The sequence below is a fragment of the Burkholderia sp. BKH01 genome (genome assembly GCF_025685725.1).
Lineage (GTDB): Bacteria > Pseudomonadota > Gammaproteobacteria > Burkholderiales > Burkholderiaceae > Burkholderia > Burkholderia pyrrocinia_C.
Window position 1 is genome coordinate 162,930 of the sequence record NZ_JAOTQT010000005.1, and the last position, 19,452, is coordinate 182,381.

The 19,452-nt window shown below is 65.3% G+C and carries 20 protein-coding genes and 1 pseudogene; 7 read left to right on the forward strand and 14 right to left on the reverse strand.

The window, feature by feature from the left end; genetic code table 11:
* The first annotated feature begins 318 nt into the window (after nt 1–318).
* Entirely contained in the window at nt 319–1,383 is a 1,065-nt protein-coding gene (locus OEJ37_RS10660) for a LacI family DNA-binding transcriptional regulator (protein WP_174417515.1), read from the forward strand.
* Between the two features lie 198 nt (nt 1,384–1,581).
* On the opposite strand, the gene OEJ37_RS10665 is transcribed toward OEJ37_RS10660, so the two are convergent.
* The 6 genes from OEJ37_RS10665 to OEJ37_RS10690 form a co-directional block, all read right to left on the reverse strand.
* Nucleotides 1,582–1,932: a cupin domain-containing protein gene (locus OEJ37_RS10665; RefSeq protein WP_174417516.1), complete on the reverse strand. Its 351-nt coding sequence runs from the start codon at nt 1,930–1,932 to the stop codon at nt 1,582–1,584.
* Complete coding sequence (locus OEJ37_RS10670) at nt 1,929–2,906, reverse strand: zinc-binding alcohol dehydrogenase family protein (protein WP_174417517.1); 978 nt, start codon at nt 2,904–2,906, stop codon at nt 1,929–1,931. The genes OEJ37_RS10665 and OEJ37_RS10670 overlap by 4 nt, the downstream gene beginning before the upstream one ends.
* A 101-nt stretch (nt 2,907–3,007) precedes the next feature.
* A complete protein-coding gene (locus tag OEJ37_RS10675) occupies nt 3,008–3,889 on the reverse strand; it encodes a 3-keto-5-aminohexanoate cleavage protein (protein WP_175918437.1) in 882 nt (293 codons plus the stop codon).
* Nucleotides 3,890–3,907: 18 nt separating this feature from the next.
* Nucleotides 3,908–4,783 (reverse strand): SDR family NAD(P)-dependent oxidoreductase, encoded by an 876-nt coding sequence (locus tag OEJ37_RS10680; RefSeq protein ID WP_263344237.1) that lies wholly within the window; start codon nt 4,781–4,783, stop codon nt 3,908–3,910.
* Entirely contained in the window at nt 4,671–5,585 is a 915-nt protein-coding gene (locus tag OEJ37_RS10685) for a dioxygenase (RefSeq protein WP_244130701.1), read from the reverse strand. The genes OEJ37_RS10680 and OEJ37_RS10685 overlap by 113 nt, the downstream gene beginning before the upstream one ends.
* Nucleotides 5,586–5,853: 268 nt before the next feature.
* Nucleotides 5,854–6,174 carry a hypothetical protein gene (locus OEJ37_RS10690; RefSeq protein ID WP_174417521.1) on the reverse strand — a complete coding sequence of 107 codons (321 nt, stop codon included), beginning with the start codon at nt 6,172–6,174 and terminating at the stop codon, nt 5,854–5,856.
* Between the two features lie 289 nt (nt 6,175–6,463).
* Here OEJ37_RS10690 and OEJ37_RS10695 point away from each other — a divergent pair, with 289 nt between their 5' ends.
* Both OEJ37_RS10695 and OEJ37_RS10700 read left to right on the forward strand, forming a co-directional pair.
* Nucleotides 6,464–7,372: a LysR family transcriptional regulator gene (locus OEJ37_RS10695; RefSeq protein WP_263344238.1), complete on the forward strand. Its 909-nt coding sequence runs from the start codon at nt 6,464–6,466 to the stop codon at nt 7,370–7,372.
* Between the two features lie 359 nt (nt 7,373–7,731).
* Nucleotides 7,732–7,977 (forward strand): DUF4148 domain-containing protein, encoded by a 246-nt coding sequence (locus OEJ37_RS10700; RefSeq protein ID WP_263344239.1) that lies wholly within the window; start codon nt 7,732–7,734, stop codon nt 7,975–7,977.
* 92 nt (nt 7,978–8,069) lie between these two features.
* Here the strand turns inward: OEJ37_RS10700 and OEJ37_RS10705 are convergent, their stop codons facing one another.
* Entirely contained in the window at nt 8,070–8,942 is an 873-nt protein-coding gene (locus OEJ37_RS10705) for a LysR family transcriptional regulator (RefSeq protein ID WP_174417524.1), read from the reverse strand.
* Nucleotides 8,943–9,079: 137 nt separating this feature from the next.
* Here OEJ37_RS10705 and OEJ37_RS10710 point away from each other — a divergent pair, with 137 nt between their 5' ends.
* On the forward strand, nt 9,080–10,321 hold the full coding sequence (locus OEJ37_RS10710; RefSeq protein WP_263344240.1) for an MFS transporter: 1,242 nt from the start codon (nt 9,080–9,082) through the stop codon (nt 10,319–10,321).
* Nucleotides 10,322–10,711: 390 nt separating this feature from the next.
* Here the strand turns inward: OEJ37_RS10710 and OEJ37_RS10715 are convergent, their stop codons facing one another.
* The 5 genes from OEJ37_RS10715 to OEJ37_RS10735 form a co-directional block, all read right to left on the reverse strand.
* Nucleotides 10,712–11,518 carry an alpha/beta fold hydrolase gene (locus OEJ37_RS10715; RefSeq protein ID WP_174417526.1) on the reverse strand — a complete coding sequence of 269 codons (807 nt, stop codon included), beginning with the start codon at nt 11,516–11,518 and terminating at the stop codon, nt 10,712–10,714.
* A 91-nt stretch (nt 11,519–11,609) separates the two neighbouring features.
* Complete coding sequence (locus tag OEJ37_RS10720; protein WP_263344242.1) at nt 11,610–12,827, reverse strand: pyridoxal phosphate-dependent aminotransferase; 1,218 nt, start codon at nt 12,825–12,827, stop codon at nt 11,610–11,612.
* Nucleotides 12,824–13,468, reverse strand: a complete 645-nt coding sequence (locus tag OEJ37_RS10725; protein WP_175918443.1) for an RraA family protein — start codon at nt 13,466–13,468, stop codon at nt 12,824–12,826. The genes OEJ37_RS10720 and OEJ37_RS10725 overlap by 4 nt, the downstream gene beginning before the upstream one ends.
* Complete coding sequence (locus OEJ37_RS10730; protein WP_174417529.1) at nt 13,468–14,148, reverse strand: RraA family protein; 681 nt, start codon at nt 14,146–14,148, stop codon at nt 13,468–13,470. Before OEJ37_RS10730 ends, OEJ37_RS10725 begins: the two co-directional genes overlap by 1 nt.
* Nucleotides 14,149–14,177: 29 nt before the next feature.
* Nucleotides 14,178–14,837: an RraA family protein gene (locus OEJ37_RS10735; RefSeq protein ID WP_263344243.1), complete on the reverse strand. Its 660-nt coding sequence runs from the start codon at nt 14,835–14,837 to the stop codon at nt 14,178–14,180.
* 198 nt (nt 14,838–15,035) lie between these two features.
* Here OEJ37_RS10735 and OEJ37_RS10740 point away from each other — a divergent pair, with 198 nt between their 5' ends.
* Nucleotides 15,036–15,944: a LysR substrate-binding domain-containing protein gene (locus OEJ37_RS10740; RefSeq protein ID WP_263344391.1), complete on the forward strand. Its 909-nt coding sequence runs from the start codon at nt 15,036–15,038 to the stop codon at nt 15,942–15,944.
* 84 nt (nt 15,945–16,028) lie between these two features.
* Here OEJ37_RS10740 and OEJ37_RS10745 read toward each other — a convergent pair whose 3' ends face one another.
* Nucleotides 16,029–16,913 (reverse strand): LysR family transcriptional regulator, encoded by an 885-nt coding sequence (locus OEJ37_RS10745; RefSeq protein ID WP_174417532.1) that lies wholly within the window; start codon nt 16,911–16,913, stop codon nt 16,029–16,031.
* Nucleotides 16,914–16,992: 79 nt separating this feature from the next.
* Between OEJ37_RS10745 and OEJ37_RS10750 the strand changes: the two genes are divergently transcribed.
* Complete coding sequence (locus OEJ37_RS10750) at nt 16,993–18,294, forward strand: aspartate aminotransferase family protein (RefSeq protein ID WP_263344245.1); 1,302 nt, start codon at nt 16,993–16,995, stop codon at nt 18,292–18,294.
* A gap of 84 nt (nt 18,295–18,378) precedes the next feature.
* Here OEJ37_RS10750 and OEJ37_RS10755 read toward each other — a convergent pair.
* Nucleotides 18,379–18,522, reverse strand: a pseudogene (locus OEJ37_RS10755) (short-chain dehydrogenase/reductase); the annotation flags it as partial.
* A gap of 47 nt (nt 18,523–18,569) precedes the next feature.
* Here OEJ37_RS10755 and OEJ37_RS10760 point away from each other — a divergent pair.
* Nucleotides 18,570–19,427, forward strand: coding sequence for an AraC family transcriptional regulator (locus OEJ37_RS10760; RefSeq protein ID WP_263344246.1), 858 nt, complete (start codon nt 18,570–18,572; stop codon nt 19,425–19,427).
* The last annotated feature ends 25 nt before the right edge of the window (nt 19,428–19,452 follow it).

The window sequence follows — 19,452 nt, forward strand, 5'->3', positions numbered from 1 at the left end:
ACAGCGCGCAACCGTTTGCACGAATTCAGGCAAAAGGTGGCCAGGTAACGCATCGGCGTTACATGTCGCACCTTTGAATCGACCCGTCTTTTCCCGGGTTTCTGCGTGCCCGACCGCCGGTGGCAACTTCGGCGCTGGAAACGCTTTGACCGGTCGCATCGTCCACGTGATTCACTTTATGCAAACGTATGCACATCCTACCCAAGGGAATTACCCTGTCAATGAGGTTTAGTGCTGAAAACATTAGGGTTTCACCTGCAACATTGATCGCAACCCATTGCATCGATACAATCGGATCCCTATTCACCAGCAGGTTCCATGAGCCAATCCTCCGAAACGCGCGGCACCGGCCGCGTCACGATTCGCGAAGTCGCCGCGGCGGCATCCGTCAATGCGTCGACGGTGTCGCGCGTGCTCAATCCGGCCACACGCCACCTGATCGGCGATGAGGTCGTGCGCCGCGTGCTCGCCGTGGCCAAATCGCTCGGCTATCGACAGAACCGGCTTGCCTCTGCACTGCGCGGCGGGCAATCGAAGGTGATCGGCGTGTGCCTGCCCGACATCTCGAACCCGGTGTTCCCGCCGATGGTCTGCGGGATCGAGGAGGAGCTCGCGGCCGAAGGCTATGGCGTGCTGATCGCGAACATCGTCGGCAAGCCCAAGAACCAGGAGCGGATGCTCGAGCAGATGCTCGAACGCCAGGTGGACGGCCTGATTCTCGCGACCGCCGCGCGGCACGACCCGCTCGTGCGGCGCTGCATCCTCGACGGCGTGCCGGTCGTGCTCGTCAATCGCGGTGAGGACGGCGGCCACGTGCCCGAAGTCGTCAACGACGACTTCCTGTCGATGCGGCTCGCGGTCGAGCATCTGGTCGGGCTCGGGCATACGCGCATCGCGCACCTGTCCGGGCCGGAACGGCTCGCGACCGGCCTGTCGCGACTGCAGGGCTTCCAGATCGCCACCCAGCAGCACCATCTTGCGGCCAACGTCGTCGTCGAAGCAGCCGAGTTCACGCGCGAAGCCGGGCGCGTCGCATGCGCGCAGTTGCTCGACACGCATCGCAGCGTGACCGCCATCATCGCGGCGAACGATTTGATCGCGCTCGGCTGCTATGACGTGTTTGCCGAGCGGCGGATCGTGTGCCCGAAGGACATCTCGCTGATCGGGCACAACGATATGCCGCTGCTCGACATGCTGAATCCGTCACTGACCACACTCCGAATCCAGCATCGCGAGATGGGCCGCCAGGCCGCACGCCTGTTGCTCGGCATGATCACGACGCCGGGCAAGGCACCGATGCGCATCACGCTGCCGCCCGAACTGATCGTGCGCGGATCGACGGGTGCGCCTCGGGCGGCAGGCGGCCGGGCACGCGCGAACTGACGCCTCGCGCCGATCGACCAGCCACCGAAACGGTCGTTGCCGTCTGCGCGCATACGTGCGAATCGGGCGAGACCAATATAAGGTTGCGGGCCCGCGGAAACCTGACCGGAACGGCTTGCGGCTTGCCGGATCATCCGATTTTCGCGGCAGCATCGAGCAGGCGCGGGCGGCGTTGCGCCACCCGGCCTGCGTTCGCCTCTAGTCGCGCGGAGGGCGCGCGAACGGCATCGCGAGCAGGATCCTGACAGGACGGTCCGATCGGTTATGCAGCGAACGCCGTTCGCCCGGCGCGAGGCGGCACGAATCGAACACCTGCAATTCGACTTCGACACCGTCCGCGTCTACGCACACCCGACCTTCCAGCACGACGTAATGCTTCTCGACGCCCGATCCGTCCATCGTCGTGTGCCCGCCCGGCTCGATCGTCGACACGCCGAGCCAGAGCGATTCGGCCGGGCCAGCCTCTCGTCCTTGCAGGCGCACGCATTGCATCCCGAAATGATTCGGCGGGAAATATTCGGGCGCATCGCGAAAGCGCGTGACGTTCATGGCTTGAGCAGCACCCGGTTCGCGGTACCGCCGAATACCGTCCGATACGCGTGCGCCGCATCCGCAAGGTCGAACACGAAGCCGGCATCGATCGGGAACGGCTTCAACGAACCCTGCTCGAATGACGGCAACAACGCGTCGAGGACGTCGGCGCAGTGTCGCGTGTCGAGCGCGAGCGTGTCGATCCCGACGTAGGTGTGCTGCCCGCGATAGAACGCGAAGATGTCGAACGGCACCGCACGCTCGATCGTCGAGATGAGGATTTGCGTGCCGCGCACGGCCATCGCGCGATTCGCACGCTCGAAGTACGGGCTCCCGACCGTGTTGTAGACGATGTTTGCGCCACGGCCGGCCGTCATCTCGAGCACGAGCTCGTCGAATGGCTCCGCGGACGCGTTGATCATCGTCACGTCGCCGGTGGCGTGCCCGACGTATGACGGATCGTCGCGCACGACACCGATCACCTCCGCCCCCGCCATGGTCGCCAGCTGGACGGTCGCTTGCCCGACCTTGCCGTTTGCGCCCAGAACGAGCACGACGTCGCCGCGCCGCACGCCGCCGGCACGATGCAAGCCCTCGAAAGCGGTGACGAACGGTACGCCGATCGAGCCCGCCTCGTCCATCGTCAGGTTTGCCGGTTTCTCGCGCACACTGTGCGCCGGCACGACGAGATGGCTGGCGTGGGTGCCGTCGCGCCGGATGCCGAGCTCGCCGCTGCTGCCCCACACCTCCTTGCCGATCAGGTTCGGCGGACCGTCGATCACGCGCCCCGCGTAATCCCGGCCCGGCGTGCGCGGCCACACCGCGTGCGGCATGAAGCCGAGCACGGCCTTCACGTCGCTCGGGTTGACGCCCGCGCTCTCGATCTCGATCAGGCAGTCGGTCGTATCGATTGTCGGGACAGGCTGCGTGTCGATGCTCAGTGCGAGCGCGCTGATATCAGCGCTTTTCTGCTGGACGCGAATGCATTTCATGCTCGATTGATTCCTGGAAAATGTCGATTCGGACGCATGGCGCGGCAACCGTCGGGCCACCGCGCCATGCGTCGCTCTGAATGTCGTTCGTCGGGTTCCGCTCAGGATGCAAGGCCGAGGCATTCGCGTGCGTCGCGGCTTGACGCGATCTCGCCACCGAGCAGCGTGACGATCTCGCGCGCCCGCGCGACAAGCGCCGCATTGCTCTCGGCGAGCACACCTTTCTCGATGTAGATGTTGTCTTCGAGGCCGACACGCACGTGCCCGCCCGCGAGCCACGCCTGCGCGACGATCGGAAACTCGAAACGCCCGATCCCGAACGCAGACCATATCGCCCCCGGCGGCAACAGGCCGCGCGCATACAGCAGCGTTTCCGGCGACGCCGTGAAGCCATACTTGACGCCGCTGACGAACGTCCAGAGCCCGGGGCCGTCGAGCACGCCGCTCGCGATGAGGTCCCGCGCCAGATGGATATCGCCGGAGTCGAAGATCTCGAGCTCCGGCTTGACGCCGGCCCGGCGTATCACCTCGGCCATCCGCGTGACGTTCTTCGGGGTGTTGATCACGACCTCGCCTCCCGAATTCATCGTGTTCAGGTCGAGGCTGCAGATGTCCGGTTTAAGCGCGAGTATGTGTTCCACACGCTTTTCGGGCGGCAGAAGCGTGGTGCCCGGCGCGGCCACCCTGGGATCGTCGTCGCTCGGAATGAAACGTCCGCCCGGACCAGTCGTCAGGTTGATGATCAACTCGCGATCGACCGCGCGAATCCGGGCCATGACGTCGCGATAGAGATCGACGTCCATCGAGGGTCTGCCCGTGGCCGGGTCGCGAACGTGGATGTGTACGACGGCGGCGCCGGCCTGCGCGGCTTCGAGCGAAGCATTCGCTATCTGCGCGGGCGTGACCGGCAGGCCCGGATGCTGGTCGGGTCGCGTGATGTTGCCCGTGACGGCGCACGTAATGATGGTCTTGCGAGCATGCATCGAAAGGTCTCCAGGCAATCAGTTCAGCCGGCGGCCACCATCGACGACGATCGTTGCGCCGGTACTGAACGTCAGCGTCGTCGCGCAGGCGACGATGGCAGCAGCGACATCGTCCGGCGCGCCGATCCGGCGTAGCGGTGTCGTCGCGGCGGCCTTCTCGTTGAAATCATCGCCGCGCCCGGGAACGAACTGCGTATCCACGACGCCGGGAGACACGTTCACGACGCGAATGCGCGGCGCAAGTGCGCGGCCCAGCGACAGCGCCATCACGTCGATGCCCGCTTTCGCGGCGCAGTACGCCACATTGCTGCCATTGCCGGTCGTACCCGCGATGGACGACACATTGACGACGAGCCCGTCGCCCGATTCGTCGAGCAGCGCACGAAATGCCCGAATTGCCGCGAACTGGCCGCGCCAGTTGACTTTCATGATCTCGTCGATCAGGTCGTCCGTCAGCGCGTCGAGGTCCGCATGGCGAACCGGCTTCGTGAAGCCGGCGGCATTCACCAGGATGTCCGCTCGCCCGTAACGCTTGCGCACATCCTCGGCGAGCGCGGCGAGCGTCGCGCTGTCGGTGATCGTCGCGAGCGCGGCCGAGTGTCCTTCGCCGGGCAGTTTGTCGGCGATGCGCTGCGTGGCGTCCAGGTCGCTTCGTCCGACAACGACAACACGCGCGCCCGCTTCCGCGAAATGCATTGCGGTCGTGACGCCGATCCCTCCGGTACCGCCGAGAACGACAGCGACTTTTTCGTTCAGATTACGTGACACTGACGCCTCCTGTTCAGTCGATGGGCGGCGTCGGGTACGTCGGCGTACCGTCGGCCATGATGAACTCGAAATCGAGCGTGTAATACACTTCGCCCGTTTCCGCGTACGGCCCCGTCCGCGGGTCATGGCGTTCGAAATTGCCGACGAGGCGACGATTCACACCGAACACGACGTCCGAGTCGAGATGCTCCGAATCATCGGCGAACACCTGCGACACCAGCGTCGCATGACCTTCCGCGACGATCACGAAGTGGATGTGAGCAGGCCGATACGGATGGCGGTTCTGCGCCTCGAGCAGCGTGCCGACGGGGCCATCGACGGGCACCGGGTAACCGGCGGGACGCACGGTACGAAAGTTGAACCGCCCCTGCGCATCGGTATGAAGGCGGCCGCGCAAATTGCGGTCAGGCTGGCTCGGGTCCTGGTTCTCGTAGAGACCGACCGGCGACGCTTGCCACACATCGACCGCCGCGTTCCCGACCGGCCGCCCCGACACGTCGAGCACACGACCGCGCATGAAAAGAGGCGAGCCAGGCGACCCCGGGCTTGCGATCGATTGGCCGTCTTCGTAGGCCGGCGAACCACCGCGATAGAACGGCCCGAGCAACGCGCCCGGCGTGCGTTCGGTCGAGTCGGAATTGTTCAGTAATGCGACCAGCGTCGAAAAACCGAGGACATCCGACAGAAGCACGACCTCGTTGTGCCGCTCGTTGCATGCGTGCCCCGCGGCACGGAGAAACGAGAGACCGCGCTCGAACTCCTCGTCCGTCAGCTTCACCTGCTTCAGGAACGCATGCCCGTGATCGACCAATGCATTGACGATCTCCTTCAGCCGAGCGTCCCGGGTTCCCGCCATCGCCGCCTTGACGATCGCGGTAACGGACGCGGGATCGTCGGTAATTGCACCCAATACCGCCTGTTCCGCCATGACATCCTCCATGCAACCGTTTGCATAAGTTGATTCAATGGTACCCGTCGATTTGCTCGGACAGATAGAGCGTTAACCCTAATCCACGGGAATCAGGCGATGAAAATGGGTATCCTGTGGAACGCAACCGTTTGCATAAAAGCGCTCCGAAGCATCGCGCGTTTCCCGACGGTTGCGTGATGCGAGCGCACGAGGTGCGCGCAAGCAGGTGCAGGCGGACGCTGTCACCTGCCCCGCCTGGCAGCGGAGCAGATGCGGCATCGAATTGTTATTGCCCGGGCGCGGACGCGCCGGCGGCGGCTTTCTGTTCTGCGGCTTTGTGCTCCGCCCTTTGGAGGCTCTGAGGATAGTGATCGTCCTTGCTCACGCGATAGCCGTTCTTCTCGAGCGTCCGCAGTTCCTGGTTCCGCTTCAGCCGAGCCTCCTTGCGCTGCGCTTTGCGTTGCGCCTTCAACTCCTGCTTCGACATCGGGGCAGTGGCCGCTGCCGGCGCAGCATCCGAATCCTGTGCGTACGCGACCGGTGCACCCAGCAGCACGACTCCGGTCAGTACCGCGAGTGCGAGCGGCCTCAGGCTGGACTTGTTCATGTGATTCTCCTCTTTTCGTCGATGATCGAATGACAAGCTACTGCGTGCCGGCGCCAGATCGACTTGTATCGATCGTGGATTCCTCCGATTCACGCCTTCACAAGTTACACGACGGCAAGATTATTTTTATTAAGACACCTGAATTTTCCTGATCGATGACGATAGCGACAGCAGACAGCCCATCGAACCGGCTGCACACCGCATAACCTGCCGCGGACTGCTCGCGGCAGGCCACGATCGACGAAATCATGTCGGACATGCACCCGTTATTGCACTGAGGAAAGCGGAATTGAAACTGTCACTCGAAGCCCTCGAAGCACTGGATGCGATCGACCGGACGAGCACGTTCGCCGAGGCGGCCCCCCTGCTGCACCGCGTGCCGTCGACCCTCAGCTATCTCGCGCAGAAGATCGAGAGTGACCTGGGGGTCGCCTTGTTCGACCGCAGCGGCCGCCGCGTGAAGCTGACGCGCGCGGGGCGCTTCGTCGTCGAGGAAGGCCGCCGGCTGCTCGCTGCCGCCGAGCAACTTGAACTGAGAGCACAGCGGATCCACGATGGCTGGGAAACCGAGTTGCGCGTGTGCGTCGATGAAGTGCTGCCGTTTGAAGGATTCTGGCCCTACGTGCATGAGTTCGACGCGCTCGAGATGGACACGCGTTTGCGCTTGTCGACCGAGGTGCTCGGCGGAACCTGGGATGCGCTCGTGTCGGGGCGCGCGGATCTCGTCGTCGGCGCAACGGGAGAGCCCCCGGCGCTGACGGACATCGTCGCACGCCCGATCGGCACGCTGCGTTATGTGTTTGCGGTCGCGCCGCATCACCCTCTCGCGAAAGTGCCGGAACCGATCACGCTCAGTGCCGTGACTCAATATCGTTGCGCGCTGGTCGGCGGTCCTTCTCGCGAATCGCTCCTGCGCTCGGCGGCGTTCCAACCGTCCCAACCTTACCTCGCGGTACCGACCCTTGCGACCAAGCTCGCGGTGCAGTGCGAAGGACTTGCTGTCGGCACGCTTCCCGCAGGCCTTGCCGCCCGCGCGATCGACGAAGGCAGGCTCGTGACGCGCCACGTGACCGGGATGCGCGAAACGGCCCAGTGCTATCTGGCCTGGCGCACCGACGAAGCCGGACGCGCGTTGCAATGGTGGCGAGACAAGTTCGATCGCCCGGATCTGCTCGAGCAATTCATTGCGCAGCAGTGAACGCAGGCGGTCAGGTCGACCCGATTCATCACTCGAGCGAAGCTCGCGCCGCCTGGGGAAAACATCCGGTGCCCCGATCCGGATCATTGCCGGCTTCTCTATCGGACGGTCGATCAGGGCGCCCTTCGAATCAGCATGTCTTCGATCAGTCGATGCTATGCCATTTTCCTTCCTCGATGTCTCAAACGTTTCGATCGAATGGATCGATTTTTTCGAAGTGACCTGCGCAGAACTCGAATTGCGCGCTTAAGCAATAATGTTTTACCAGCATCGCAATGCGGTCTCAGCTACACTGTTTTTATCGGCAGCTGACAAAAGGTATAGAGCGCCGCGCGTAACCGCATCGGAGGTAAATTATTATGGAATCCTTTATTAAAGCTATTGCCATCGCGGCGACGATCGCCGTTCCCGCAGTGTCGTTCGCCCAACCGGAGCAGCCGGCGAAGACCCGTGCGGAAGTTCGCAACGAACTCATTCAGATCGAAAGGGCGGGTTATAAGCCGTCCATGGCCAGAAGCACACCGTTCCCGGAAAACCTGCAGGCCGCCCAGGCACGCGTAGCAGCGTTGAACGGACAGAACGCGGGCCATCAGCCGGCACAGTGAGCGGCTCGTCGCCGTTGGGCAGCACCACCCTGCCCAACGCGCAATAGCACAACATTCGGCACGCCCGCTCTCCCCACAGCGGCTGCCGACCGCTAGGCCAGCAACAGAAAATTGCGAACGACCGCCGACGGCTCGTCGCATCGCGACGCAATGGCCAGCCTTGCACGAAGCGCATGACCCGCGAACGGCCGATAGACAACCCCGGCAACCTGCACCTGCGTAATCGCCTTCGGCACGACAGACACGCCGAGCCCGGCAGCGACCAGCGTCACCGCGGACGTGATCTGCGGCGCAGGTTGCGCCATGCGCGGCTCGAATCCGGCGGCGTTGCATGCGGCGACGATGTCGTCGAACAGCGCGCTGCCAGCCTCCCGCGGCACCTGCACGAACGATTCGTCGGCCAGCTCGGCCAGATCGATGCGCCGACGCTGCGCCAGCCGATGCGCGACGGGCAGCGCGACGAACATCGGTTCCTCGTCCCACTCGGACACCCGCAACGTCGCGGCGACACGACGCTGCGGCCGCACGATCGCGACGTCGAGGCGCCCTGCATCCAGCTCGTCCAGCAGGACGCCCGAGGTCGCTTCCTGCAACGTCAGCTCCGCATCCGGAAACGCCTCCCGAAATCGGCGAATCAGATCCGACACTTTCGAATTGAACGCCGCCGTCCCGGTGAAGCCGACCCGCAGATGGCCGGTTTCCCCGCGCGCAGCCCGCCTTGCCGCCCGTGCCGCACGCTCGGCATCGTCGAGCACGCGTCGCGCCTCTTCCGCGAAGACCTCGCCCGCCAGCGTCAGCTCGGCGCCGCGCGCGGTCCGCTTGAACAGCTCCACGCCGAGTTCGCTCTCGAGCGCCTTGATCTGCTGGCTCAACGGCGGCTGACCGATGCCGAGCGTTTCAGCGGCCTTGGTGAAATTCGACGTGGCCGCCACGGCCAGAAAGTATCGGAGATGCCTGAGTTCCATTCGCTAGTAACCTCACGGCGAGCCGGGCCGGCTCGTCAGCCAGTGGTTAAACATATCGCTGCGGTTTCTTTCATATATTGGACATATACATGACGGTGCGCAAGAATTCAGGCACTCCGTCGCACATCGAGTGCTCCATGTCCTCCCCTTCGATTTCCCGACCCATGCCCGGAACGCAGAACGCCGCGCCCGACGCGCTGCCTGCCGGCGTTTCCCCGCGCTCGGCCGCGTACAAGCGCATCGCGCTGGCGCTCTTCCTCGCCGGCTTTTCCACCTTCTCGCTGCTGTACTGCGTCCAGCCGCTGCTTCCCGCGTTCGCACGGGAATTCGGGCTGGGCGCGGCGTCGAGTTCGCTGTCGTTGTCGTTGTCGACCGGGTTGCTGGCGGTCTCGATTTTGTGCGCCGGCGCACTGTCCGAACGCGTCGGACGACGCGGGCTGATGTTCGCGTCGATGACGCTGGCCGCCCTGTTCAATGTGCTCGCCGCGCTGTCGCCCAACTGGAACCTTCTGCTGGTCTGGCGCGCGCTCGAAGGTTTCGCGCTGGGCGGCGTCCCGGCGGTCGCGATGGCCTATCTCGCGGAAGAAATCGCGTCCGAGGGGCTCGGTTTCTCGATGGGGCTCTATGTCGGCGGGACCGCGTTCGGCGGCATGATCGGACGGATCGGCATGAGCGCACTGGAAGAGCACTTCTCGTGGCGCACGGCGATGCTGACGATCGGCGTCGTCGATCTCGTCGCGGCGGTCGCCTTCGTGATGCTGCTGCCGCAATCGCGGCGCTTCGTGAAGCGCACCGACCTGACGCTGCGCCACCATTTGCAGCTGTGGAACGCGCAACTGCGTCACGCCCGGCTCCCGTTCGTGTTCGCGATCGGCTTCCTGGTGATGGGCGCGTTCGTGACGATATACAACTATGCGGGGTTCCGCCTCACGGCGGCCCCTTTCAACCTGAGCTCGACCGAGTGCGGCCTGATCTTCGGCGCCTACCTGTTCGGGATGGTGTCTTCATCGAGCGCCGGCGCGCTCGCCGACCGCCTCGGACGCGCACCGGTGCTGGTCAGCGGCATTCTCGTATTCGCGGCGGGCCTTGCACTGACGCTGTCGCATTCGCTCGTCGCGATCGTCGTCGGCATCGTGCTCGTCACGATCGGCTTCTTCGTCGCCCATGCGGTCGCGAGCGGCTGGGTCGGCCATCTCGCGGGATCGGCGAAAGGGCACGCCGCATCGCTGTACCTGCTTGCGTACTATCTCGGGTCGAGCGTGCTCGGCTCGGTCGGCGGATCGTTCTGGCAACACGGCGCGTGGGCGAGCGTCGCCGCGTATGTCGCGGTGCTGCTCGCGCTCGGGCTGCTGGCTGCACGGCGATTGACCCGCGCGTAAAGGACGTTGCGGGCGCGGCACTGCATACGTTCCTGATGAATCACGCCGCGGCGCTCGGCGGACGCCTGGACGTTAGCGTCCAGGTTTCCGGGTATCGCGCGATCTCCCGACTGGTCGCATCCGGCGCCGGCATCGGCATCGTGCCGCGAACGGCCATCGAACCGGGCGATCATCAACAGTTCGCCATCGTCGAACTCGAAGAACCCTGGTCGCAACGGGATCCGCGGGTCTGCGTGCCGCGCAATCCAAGCGACAAGAATATCTCGCGACAAACTCGTCGAGATCCTCTGCGACACGCGACACGACTCCGCCGTCGTGCCGGCCTCATAGCGGACTGCATCCGGTCCGAACGCTCGCTTACTGTCCGCAGCTCTGCCTCGACGCACCGCGTCAACCTCCGTGCGCATGGAATTCGGCGATGGCTTTCCACATCAATACCGGGTTCGAATACATCGGAAAATGCCCGCAATCCGGAATTTCGGATAGCGCGACACCCTGTGCCTCGAGAGCGCTCAAGTACGAAAGCGACGCGTTCTGCTCGCCGTACATGAACATCCGCGGGAACGGCAGCCCGAGGAATTTACGCATCAGGTCGCCGTTGTCGGACAGATCGACCATCGAACGGAATATCCCGCCAACCGCTTCCGCGCGCACCTTGTGACGCAAGCTGGCCGCGTACAGCGCGCTCGCATACGCAGGTGCACGACGGGTTCGCTCGATGAAATCGTCGAGGAAACGGTCTGCGCCGTCGCGCGGATGGTCGACGATCTGGCGGCTCAGGAAACAATCCTCGGGGGCAACGTTCCCTTCGATGTCGACAAAGCTCAGCACGCGTTCCGGATACCGGTGTGCGAGCATCAGCGCCGTCAGCCCGCCCATCGAATGTCCGACCAGATGGAATCGCTCGAAGCCCATCCGGTCGATCACGTTCAATGCCGTTTCGACGAGGAACGGGATCGAGATCTTCGACAGGTCCGCGCACCTTGTTTCGCCGCAGCCAGGCGCGTCGTATGCAACGAAAGGCCGGCCGGCGAATTGGCGATAGCGCACGATGTCCGCGTAGTCTTCCTTCGTCGAACCGAAGCCGTGGAGGAACACGATCGGCGTCTTGTCGCCGCCGCGATAAATGGCCGACACATCCAGTTCGGTGTTGTCGACGGCGAACGAAAACCGCGACGGGGAAAATTCATCAGTCATCCAATCGATTCCCGAGTAGAGATGGCGTAGCGCCCGCCTCGGCGCGACACGCGCCGACCAAGGCGGGACTGCCGGAACCTGGCAACGACGTTCAACCCGCCAGCGTCCGGCAGAAGTCCTGGACCGCCGCGCATGCGCGTTGCAACGACGGGTCGTCCAGGGCGTAAGCGATCCGGATGTACGGACCCAGTCCGAAAGCACTGCCATGCACGGTGGCGACGCCGGCTTCGTCGAGCAATGCACTCACCACGTCTTCGTCGCTTTCGAGTCGCACGCCCGCACGTGTCGTCTTGCCGATCAGTGCCTCGCACGACGCGAACGCATAAAACGCACCCTGCGGGACGTCGCACCGCAACCCGGGCGCCTGGTTGAGGTGCTCGACGACGAGATCGCGACGGCGCTGGAATGCGGCGCGGGAGTGCACGATGAACTCCTGCGGCCCGGTCAGCGCAGCCAATGCGGCGTGCTGCGAGATCGTCGACGCGCCGGACGTCTGCTGCCCCTGAAGCTTCTCCATCGCATCGATCAGCCAGCGCGGCCCGGTACCGAAACCGATGCGCCAGCCCGTCATCGCGTAGGCCTTGGACACGCCGTTCATCGTCAGCACGCGTTCGCGCAGGCGCGGCTCGACCTGCGCGATCGTGAAGAACTCGATGCCGTCGAAAATCAGGTGCTCGTAGATATCGTCGGACAGCACCAGCACATGCGGATGGGCAAGCAGGACGCCGGCCAGCGCCTGCAGTTCCGCGCGGCTGTAAACCGCACCCGTCGGATTGGACGGCGAGTTCAGGATCAGCCACCGCGTGCGCGGCGTGATTGCCGCCTGCAGTGCGTCCGGCGTGAGCTTGAAGCCGCTTTCCGCGCCGCAGGCGACGGCAACGGATCGGCCACCGCAAAGCTGCACGATCTCCGGATAGCTGACCCAGTACGGCGCCGGTACGACGACTTCGTCGCCTTCGTTCAGGGTCGCGGCCAGCGCATTGAAGATCACCTGCTTGCCGCCGCTGCAGACGAGCGTGTCGCGCCAATCCACGTCGAGCCCGTTCTCGCGCCGGAACTTGTCGGCGATCGCTTCGCGCAACGCGCGCAGCCCTGCCACCTGCGTGTAGCGTGTGTGGCCCGCACGGATCGCCGCGACGCCGGCCTCGCGCACGTGCTCGGGCGTATCGAAGTCCGGCTCGCCGGCGCTCAGCGAAATCACCGCGGCACCTCCGGCGCGCCGTGCGGCCACGCGGTCCATCACCTTGTAGGTGGCCGACGGGCGCGCCGCGGCCAGGAAGCGGTTCAGCGTGTCGATCGGTGCGTTCATCGCGCGGCCCTCCAGTTCGTCAGGCCCATCAGGTCCAGCGTGCTGCGGCCTGCGCGCAACGCGTCCATCATCCGCGCTTCCTTGTCGGCACGCGCCTGCCCGTGGGTCAGCGTCCGTTCTACATGGGCCATCGGAATCACGAGGACGCCGTCATCGTCCGCGACGACCAGATCGCCGGCCGCCACCGGCGTGCCGGCAAAGCTGAGCGGCTGCCCGACCGAAGGCGCGCTCGCCTTGATCGTGCCGCGCATCGATATGCCGCGCGTGAATACCGGAAAGCGCCGCGCAACCAGCGCCGCGATGTCGCGCACGCCGCCGTCGATCACGAGCCCTACGACGCCGGCCGCTTCGGCCGCCACCGTCAGCACTTCGCCCCAATAGCCTGACACGAAGCCGCCGGTCGATACGACGAGCACGCTGCCGCGCGGCACCTGCTCCATCGCAATGTGGATCGACAGGTTGTCGCCCGGCGAACATTCGAGCGGATAGGCCGGGCCGGCGACCGACGCGCCCGGCCATACCGTGCGAATGGCGGGATCGACCGAACTGGTGGCAAGGCCGGACGCTTCGTAGAGCGTGGAAGTTCCGAGCGTGCGAGCCTGGTCGAGCATTTCCGCACGGTAGGTGTTGATCGTGGACATCAGGCTTTCCTTTGCAGCGTGTGGTAGCCGAGCGCGGCGCGCGCTTCGCCGAGCGTCTTGCCGAGTGCGAGCTGTTCGCGAATGCGCGATTCGGTTTCTTCGATCTGCCGAGCGACTTCAGCCACTTCGCGCGCACGGCCGCGCGGCACGATGACGACGCCGTTGGCATCCGCGACGACGATGTCGCGTGCCGCCACGCGCACGGTGCCGATCCCGACGGTGGCGTTCACCGCTTCGACCTGCACGCGATCCTTGCCGGTACGCATGAAGCGCCCGGCCGTGAACAACGGGTAGTTGTCGCGCAGCGCCTTGTTCACGTCGCGGCACACGCCGTCGATCACGGTGCCCGCGATGCCGCGCAGCCCCGCGTACTGGGTCATGATGTCGCCCCATACGGTGCAGTCGGTGCGGCCGTCGTTATCGATCACGACGACATCGCCTTGCGCAACGTCGTCGATGAAATCGCCGACGGTGCCGGGCGGCACGCTGGCCGGCACGTACTTGACCGTGAACGCAGGGCCGACGACGACGTGCGGATAATCGGTCAGCGGCATGACACCCAGTGCCTGCCCGTGCAGCCCCAGCTTGTCCATCGCGTCCGACACACCGGGCGTATCGAGGCCCGCGAACAGCGCGACCAGTTCCCGGTCTTCCGCTCGAGCCTTGCTCGGATTCGTCATATCCAATACTCCAGGTAAAAGATCGGCGCTCAGCGCACCGCAATTGCTTCGAATTCCTTGTCATGCATCACTTCAGCGACCGGGCGGCCGGCGCGCACCGCGGCCACCATGCCGTCCTGCCGCTTCGCGATACGCTCGCCGAGATCGAGTACGTCCGCGATGCGCATCGCGGACACGAAAACCGTGCCGCAGCGGTCCGCGATCACGTAATCGTCCTGGTGCACCGTCACACCGGCCATCTGCACCGGCGTGCCGGAATCGACCTGAACCACACGGTTACGCGCGCTGATCATGGTGATACCGCGCCCGTAAACCGGGTAGCCGATCGATTCGCTGCCTTCGATGTCGCGGCTCGATCCGTCGATCACCGAGCCGCGGATCCGCCTGGCGGTCGCCGCGTTGGCCAGGATGTCGCCCCAGCAGGAAATGCCGTCCGCGCCGCCGGCGATCACGAGCACGCGGTCGTCCGTGACAACGGCGTCGACGACCGGCGAAATGAGATGCACGGTCGGCCTGGCATCCGTCTTCGGACCGAGTTGGATGGTGCTGGCCCGCCCGACGATCCTCGGGCATGCCCACAGCGGGCGCAAACCGACCGTCGCACCGGGCAGGCCCAGAAAGTCGAGCGCATCCGACACGGTGTTCGTGTCCAGCGCGGCAAGGCGGTCGAGTAAGGAAGGCTGGTTCATCACGCTGGTCCCCCGTTGACAAGTGGGGCCATCGTCGCCTCGGCAGCGTGGTATGTAAATTTCGTATTTCGTATCTGCCTGATACGATTTCAGGAATACGAATGCGCACCGTCGCCGGCTGGCGGCGGCGACAATGCGTCGTCACGTAGGCTGCTCCGGCGACGGCATCGGCATCATTCCACCCTGGACGCACCCGCCATGAGCAATACGATCGACTACCGGCTGATCCGGCAACTCTGGATGTTCCTCGCCGTCGCCGAGGAGCAGCATTTCGGACGGGCGGCGAAGCGGCTGAACATGTCGCAACCGCCGCTGACCGAGCAGATCAAGGTGCTGGAACAATCGCTGAAGCTGCAGTTGTTCTATCGCTCGCGGCAGGGAACGCAGCTCAGCCCCGCGGGTGCCGCGATCCTGCCGGCCGTCAGGCAATTCGCAGGACAGGCCGAACGGTTGCAACGCGTGGTGCGTGAGGTCGCGGCCGGTCAGTCGGGCGTGCTGCACGTGGGCGCGATTACGTCCGCGATGCTCGATACGGTCCCGCCGTTGCTGGATGCGCTCAAGCGCGCGCATCCGGATTTGACCGTATTCGTCAACGAGATCGACAGTGTCGACGCGATTCCCGCACTGGAAGCCGGCGAGCTCGATCTCGCGTTTGTGCGCGTCGACGGCGAAGTGGCAAACGGCATCGCGACGCTGCCGCTCGCGGAGGATCGCCTCGCCGTGGCGCTACCGAAGGAACATCCCCTTGCCGCGATGCCCAGGGTACGGCTCCGATCGCTGATGGGTGAACAGCTGATCATGTCGGCGCGGCAAGTCAGCCCCGTTTACTTCGACATGCTGATGTCGGTCTTCCGCACGCATGGCCTGACGCCGCGCGTCGTGCATGAAGTTCGATCGGTGACTTCGCAAATTGCGTACGTCGGTTGCGGTCAGGGCGTGGCGCTCGTGCCGGCTTCAATGCGCAAGCTGGCGCCGGAGAATGTGGTCGTTCGCCCGCTGAAGGAAAAGGTCATGGTCGTGACGGCAGCAGCCGTATGGAACACCCAACGCCATCACCCGATGGTCGACGAAGTGCTCGACATGCTGAAAAAGCCCGTGCGCGCGTGAATCAGGCTTCGACCGGCGACGGCACCCACCGACCTGCGGAACGATCGCTCCCGGTTTGCGCGTTCGGGTCGACATTCCCACCTGTCACAGCACCGGCAACACCGCGCGGATATGCTCGGCGAACGCCGTCGTCAGATGCGAAGGCCGTTTCCGGTCGAACCTCAGCGTAATGCCCACCGCCGGCAACGGCGGCAACCGCGGATCGCCGTTGACGATCGCCAGGTCGGCCGGCACCGCCGTCTGCGTCATCACCGCGAACGCCTGCCCCGAGCGCACCAGCGCGATCAGTCCCGCGAGACTGCTGCTCGCATACGCGACGCGGTAAGCGCGGCCGGCGCGATGCAATGCTTCGCAAGCCGCGATGTGATCGAGCGTATCGCGATCGGAAAGCGCGAGCGGCAGCGGATCGAAATGCGCGGGCTCGAGCCCCGGATAGCCGATCCAGACCAGTTGCTCACGGCGAATGATGTCGTCGTTCGGCCCTTCGTCCGGCAATGAAATCATTGCGAGATCGACCGCGCGTTTCTCCAGTTGTTCGAGCAGCCGCGGCGTCGGCCCGCATACGATTTCAACGATCGCCTGCGGATGCTGGCTCGAAAACTGCCGCAGCAGCGACGGCAGAAACACCTCCGCGTAATCGTCCGGGCACCCGAACCGGATGGTCCCCGACAACCCCGTGCCGCACAGGTCGGCCATCGCCTCGTCGTGCAGCCGCAGGATGCGCTGCGCATGCACGAGCAACCGCTCACCCGGGTGGGTCAGCACCACGCCGCGGCCGGTGCGCTGGAACAGCGGCTGGTCGACGATATCCTCGAGCCGCTTCATCTGCTGGCTGAGCGCGGACTGGGTCCGGCCGACGCGCGCGGCCGCGCGGCTGAGCGCGCGCACCTCGGCGATCACGACGAACGAACGCAGCAGGTCGATTTCGAGCGAGAGTCCCAAGGTATTAGCTCCTTTTCTACCTTGCATAAGAACTATTCGTTTCCATCAAACCAGACGCGCGCCTAGACTGCAAGCGATCCCTGCCCCCTTTGCCCGGAGAAGCCCGATGTCCCTGAACGACGACGCAACCTTCTGGCGCAACGCCAGGCAGCACCTGGTCCGCTACGGCGGCACGTTCGAGCCGATGATCATCGAGCGCGCGAAAGGCAGCTTCGTCTACGACGCGGACGGCCGCGCGATCCTCGATTTCACGTCGGGGCAGATGAGCGCGGTGCTCGGCCACAGCCATCCGGAGATCGTCTCCGTCATCGGCGAATACGCGGGCAAACTCGACCATTTGTTCAGCGGGATGCTGTCGCGGCCGGTCGTCGATCTCGCTACGCGCCTCGCCGACATCACGCCCGACGGGCTCGACCGCGCGCTGCTGCTCAGCACCGGCGCGGAATCGAACGAAGCGGCAATCCGGATGGCGAAGCTCGTCACCGGCAAGTACGAGATCGTCGGCTTCGCGCAGTCGTGGCACGGGATGACGGGCGCGGCCGCATCGGCAACGTACAGTGCCGGCCGCAAGGGTGTCGGCCCGGCCGCCGTCGGCTCGTTCGCGATTCCGGCGCCGTTCACGTACCGGCCGCGCTTCGAGCGCAACGGCGCCTACGACCATCTTGCCGAACTCGACTACGCGTTCGACCTGATCGATCGCCAGTCGAGCGGCAACCTCGCGGCGTTCATCGCGGAGCCGATCCTCAGTTCGGGCGGGATCATCGAATTGCCGGAAGGCTACATGGCGGCGCTCAAGCGCAAGTGCGAGGAGCGCGGGATGCTGCTGATCCTCGACGAGGCGCAGACGGGCGTCGGGCGCACCGGCACGATGTTCGCGTGCCAGCGCGACGGCGTGACGCCCGACATCCTGACGCTGTCGAAAACGCTCGGCGCCGGGCTGCCGCTCGCGGCCATCGTGACGTCCGCGGCGATCGAGGAACGCGCGCACGAACTCGGCTACCTGTTCTACACGACGCACGTGTCGGATCCGCTGCCCGCGGCCGTCGGCCTGCGCGTGCTCGACGTCGTGCAGCGCGACGGGCTCGTCGCCCGGGCCAACGCGATGGGCGACCGGCTCAGGCGCGGCCTGCTCGACCTGATGGAACGGTTCGACTGCATCGGCGACGTGCGCGGACGCGGGCTGCTGCTCGGCGTCGAGATCGTCAAGGATCGCCGCACGAAAGAACCGGCGGACGGGCTCGGCGCGAAAATCACGCGCGAGTGCATGAGCCTCGGGCTCAGCATGAACATCGTGCAGTTGCCCGGCATGGGCGGTGTGTTCCGGATCGCACCGCCGCTGACCGTCAGCGAGGAAGAGATCGACCTCGGCCTGTCGCTGCTCGGACAGGCGATCGAACGCGCGGTGTAACGCCGCCGCGCGGTAACGCCCTTTTCCGCATCGTGCGATTCGTCGCGCCGGTTCGAGCGACCGGCGCGACGGATTCCCGATCGATCAGCGCGTTTCGGCCGCCCACGCTTCGGCATCGGCAGCGGCCGGAATGCGCATCGGGCTCGACGGATCCGTCGCCGCGCGCCACACAGCTTCGGCAACATCCTGCGCATGGGTGATCGGCCCCGACGCATCGAGCATCCTCGCACCTGCGTACACTACCGGTCACGCAACGACGACGCGCGAGGCATCCCATGACGACAACGGCAAAGGACATCGGCACGACCGACCACTGGCTCGTCGCGCGCCGCGATCCGGAAACCGGCATCGAAAGCCTGCATGCGCATTTCAACGGCCATGCGTACGATGCGCACGATCACGACGACATGCTGGTCGGCTTCACCGAACAGGGCGTCCAGCAATTCCAGTGCCATCGGTCGCTGCATACGAGCGTGCCCGGCCGCGCGATCCTGATCGAGCCGGGCGCGACGCACGATGGCCATGCGCCCGAAGCGGGCGGCTTCACCTACGGGATGCTGTACCTGCCGCAAGCATGGGTCGAGCGCGCGGCGCGCCGGCTGGATCTGCCGGGCCTGGGCGGCGTCGAGGCCACGTTCGGCCATACGCTCGTCGACGACCGCGGCCTTGTCGACGCGATCCGGCAGGCGTTTCTCGCGATCCACGGCAATGAGGGCAGGCTCGCGCGCGACCAGACGCTCGACCGCCTGCTGACGCAACTCGGCGGCGAACTGCGCGGCCCGCTCGCGCTGGAAAGCGGTGTCGTGCCGCCCGCGATCGCGCGCGTGCGCGATCTGCTGCATGCGCAGATGGACGGCAACCTCGGGCTCGACGAACTCGCCAGCGTCGCCGGGATCGACCGGTTTCGGCTGACCCGGCTGTTTCAACGCGCGTTCGGCACATCGCCGCACGCGTATCTGGTTCGCTTGCGCCTGCGGGCCGCGAGGCGGCTGCTGGCGGCCGGTCGCACGCCTGCGCAGGCGGCCGCGGACGTCGGCTTCGCCGACCAGAGCCATCTGGGCCGCTGGTTTCGCCGCGCTTACCGGATCACGCCGGCTGCCTACCGGCAAATGTGCACAAACGTTCCAGACTGATCGCGCGCGGCATCCGATCATGACT

Coding starts and splice junctions, on each gene's coding strand:
- OEJ37_RS10660 (WP_174417515.1), top strand. CDS start 319: ATGAGCCAATCCTCCGAAACGCGCGGCACCGGCCGCGTCACGATTCGC.
- OEJ37_RS10665 (WP_174417516.1), bottom strand. CDS start 1,932: ATGAACGTCACGCGCTTTCGCGATGCGCCCGAATATTTCCCGCCGAAT.
- OEJ37_RS10670 (WP_174417517.1), bottom strand. CDS start 2,906: ATGAAATGCATTCGCGTCCAGCAGAAAAGCGCTGATATCAGCGCGCTC.
- OEJ37_RS10675 (WP_175918437.1), bottom strand. CDS start 3,889: ATGCATGCTCGCAAGACCATCATTACGTGCGCCGTCACGGGCAACATC.
- OEJ37_RS10680 (WP_263344237.1), bottom strand. CDS start 4,783: ATGACCCGCGGACGGGGCCGTACGCGGAAACGGGCGAAGTGTATTACA.
- OEJ37_RS10685 (WP_244130701.1), bottom strand. CDS start 5,585: ATGGCGGAACAGGCGGTATTGGGTGCAATTACCGACGATCCCGCGTCC.
- OEJ37_RS10690 (WP_174417521.1), bottom strand. CDS start 6,174: ATGAACAAGTCCAGCCTGAGGCCGCTCGCACTCGCGGTACTGACCGGA.
- OEJ37_RS10700 (WP_263344239.1), top strand. CDS start 7,732: ATGGAATCCTTTATTAAAGCTATTGCCATCGCGGCGACGATCGCCGTT.
- OEJ37_RS10705 (WP_174417524.1), bottom strand. CDS start 8,942: ATGGAACTCAGGCATCTCCGATACTTTCTGGCCGTGGCGGCCACGTCG.
- OEJ37_RS10710 (WP_263344240.1), top strand. CDS start 9,080: ATGTCCTCCCCTTCGATTTCCCGACCCATGCCCGGAACGCAGAACGCC.
- OEJ37_RS10715 (WP_174417526.1), bottom strand. CDS start 11,518: ATGACTGATGAATTTTCCCCGTCGCGGTTTTCGTTCGCCGTCGACAAC.
- OEJ37_RS10720 (WP_263344242.1), bottom strand. CDS start 12,827: ATGAACGCACCGATCGACACGCTGAACCGCTTCCTGGCCGCGGCGCGC.
- OEJ37_RS10725 (WP_175918443.1), bottom strand. CDS start 13,468: ATGTCCACGATCAACACCTACCGTGCGGAAATGCTCGACCAGGCTCGC.
- OEJ37_RS10730 (WP_174417529.1), bottom strand. CDS start 14,148: ATGACGAATCCGAGCAAGGCTCGAGCGGAAGACCGGGAACTGGTCGCG.
- OEJ37_RS10735 (WP_263344243.1), bottom strand. CDS start 14,837: ATGAACCAGCCTTCCTTACTCGACCGCCTTGCCGCGCTGGACACGAAC.
- OEJ37_RS10740 (WP_263344391.1), top strand. CDS start 15,036: ATGAGCAATACGATCGACTACCGGCTGATCCGGCAACTCTGGATGTTC.
- OEJ37_RS10745 (WP_174417532.1), bottom strand. CDS start 16,913: ATGCAAGGTAGAAAAGGAGCTAATACCTTGGGACTCTCGCTCGAAATC.
- OEJ37_RS10750 (WP_263344245.1), top strand. CDS start 16,993: ATGTCCCTGAACGACGACGCAACCTTCTGGCGCAACGCCAGGCAGCAC.
- OEJ37_RS10760 (WP_263344246.1), top strand. CDS start 18,570: ATGACGACAACGGCAAAGGACATCGGCACGACCGACCACTGGCTCGTC.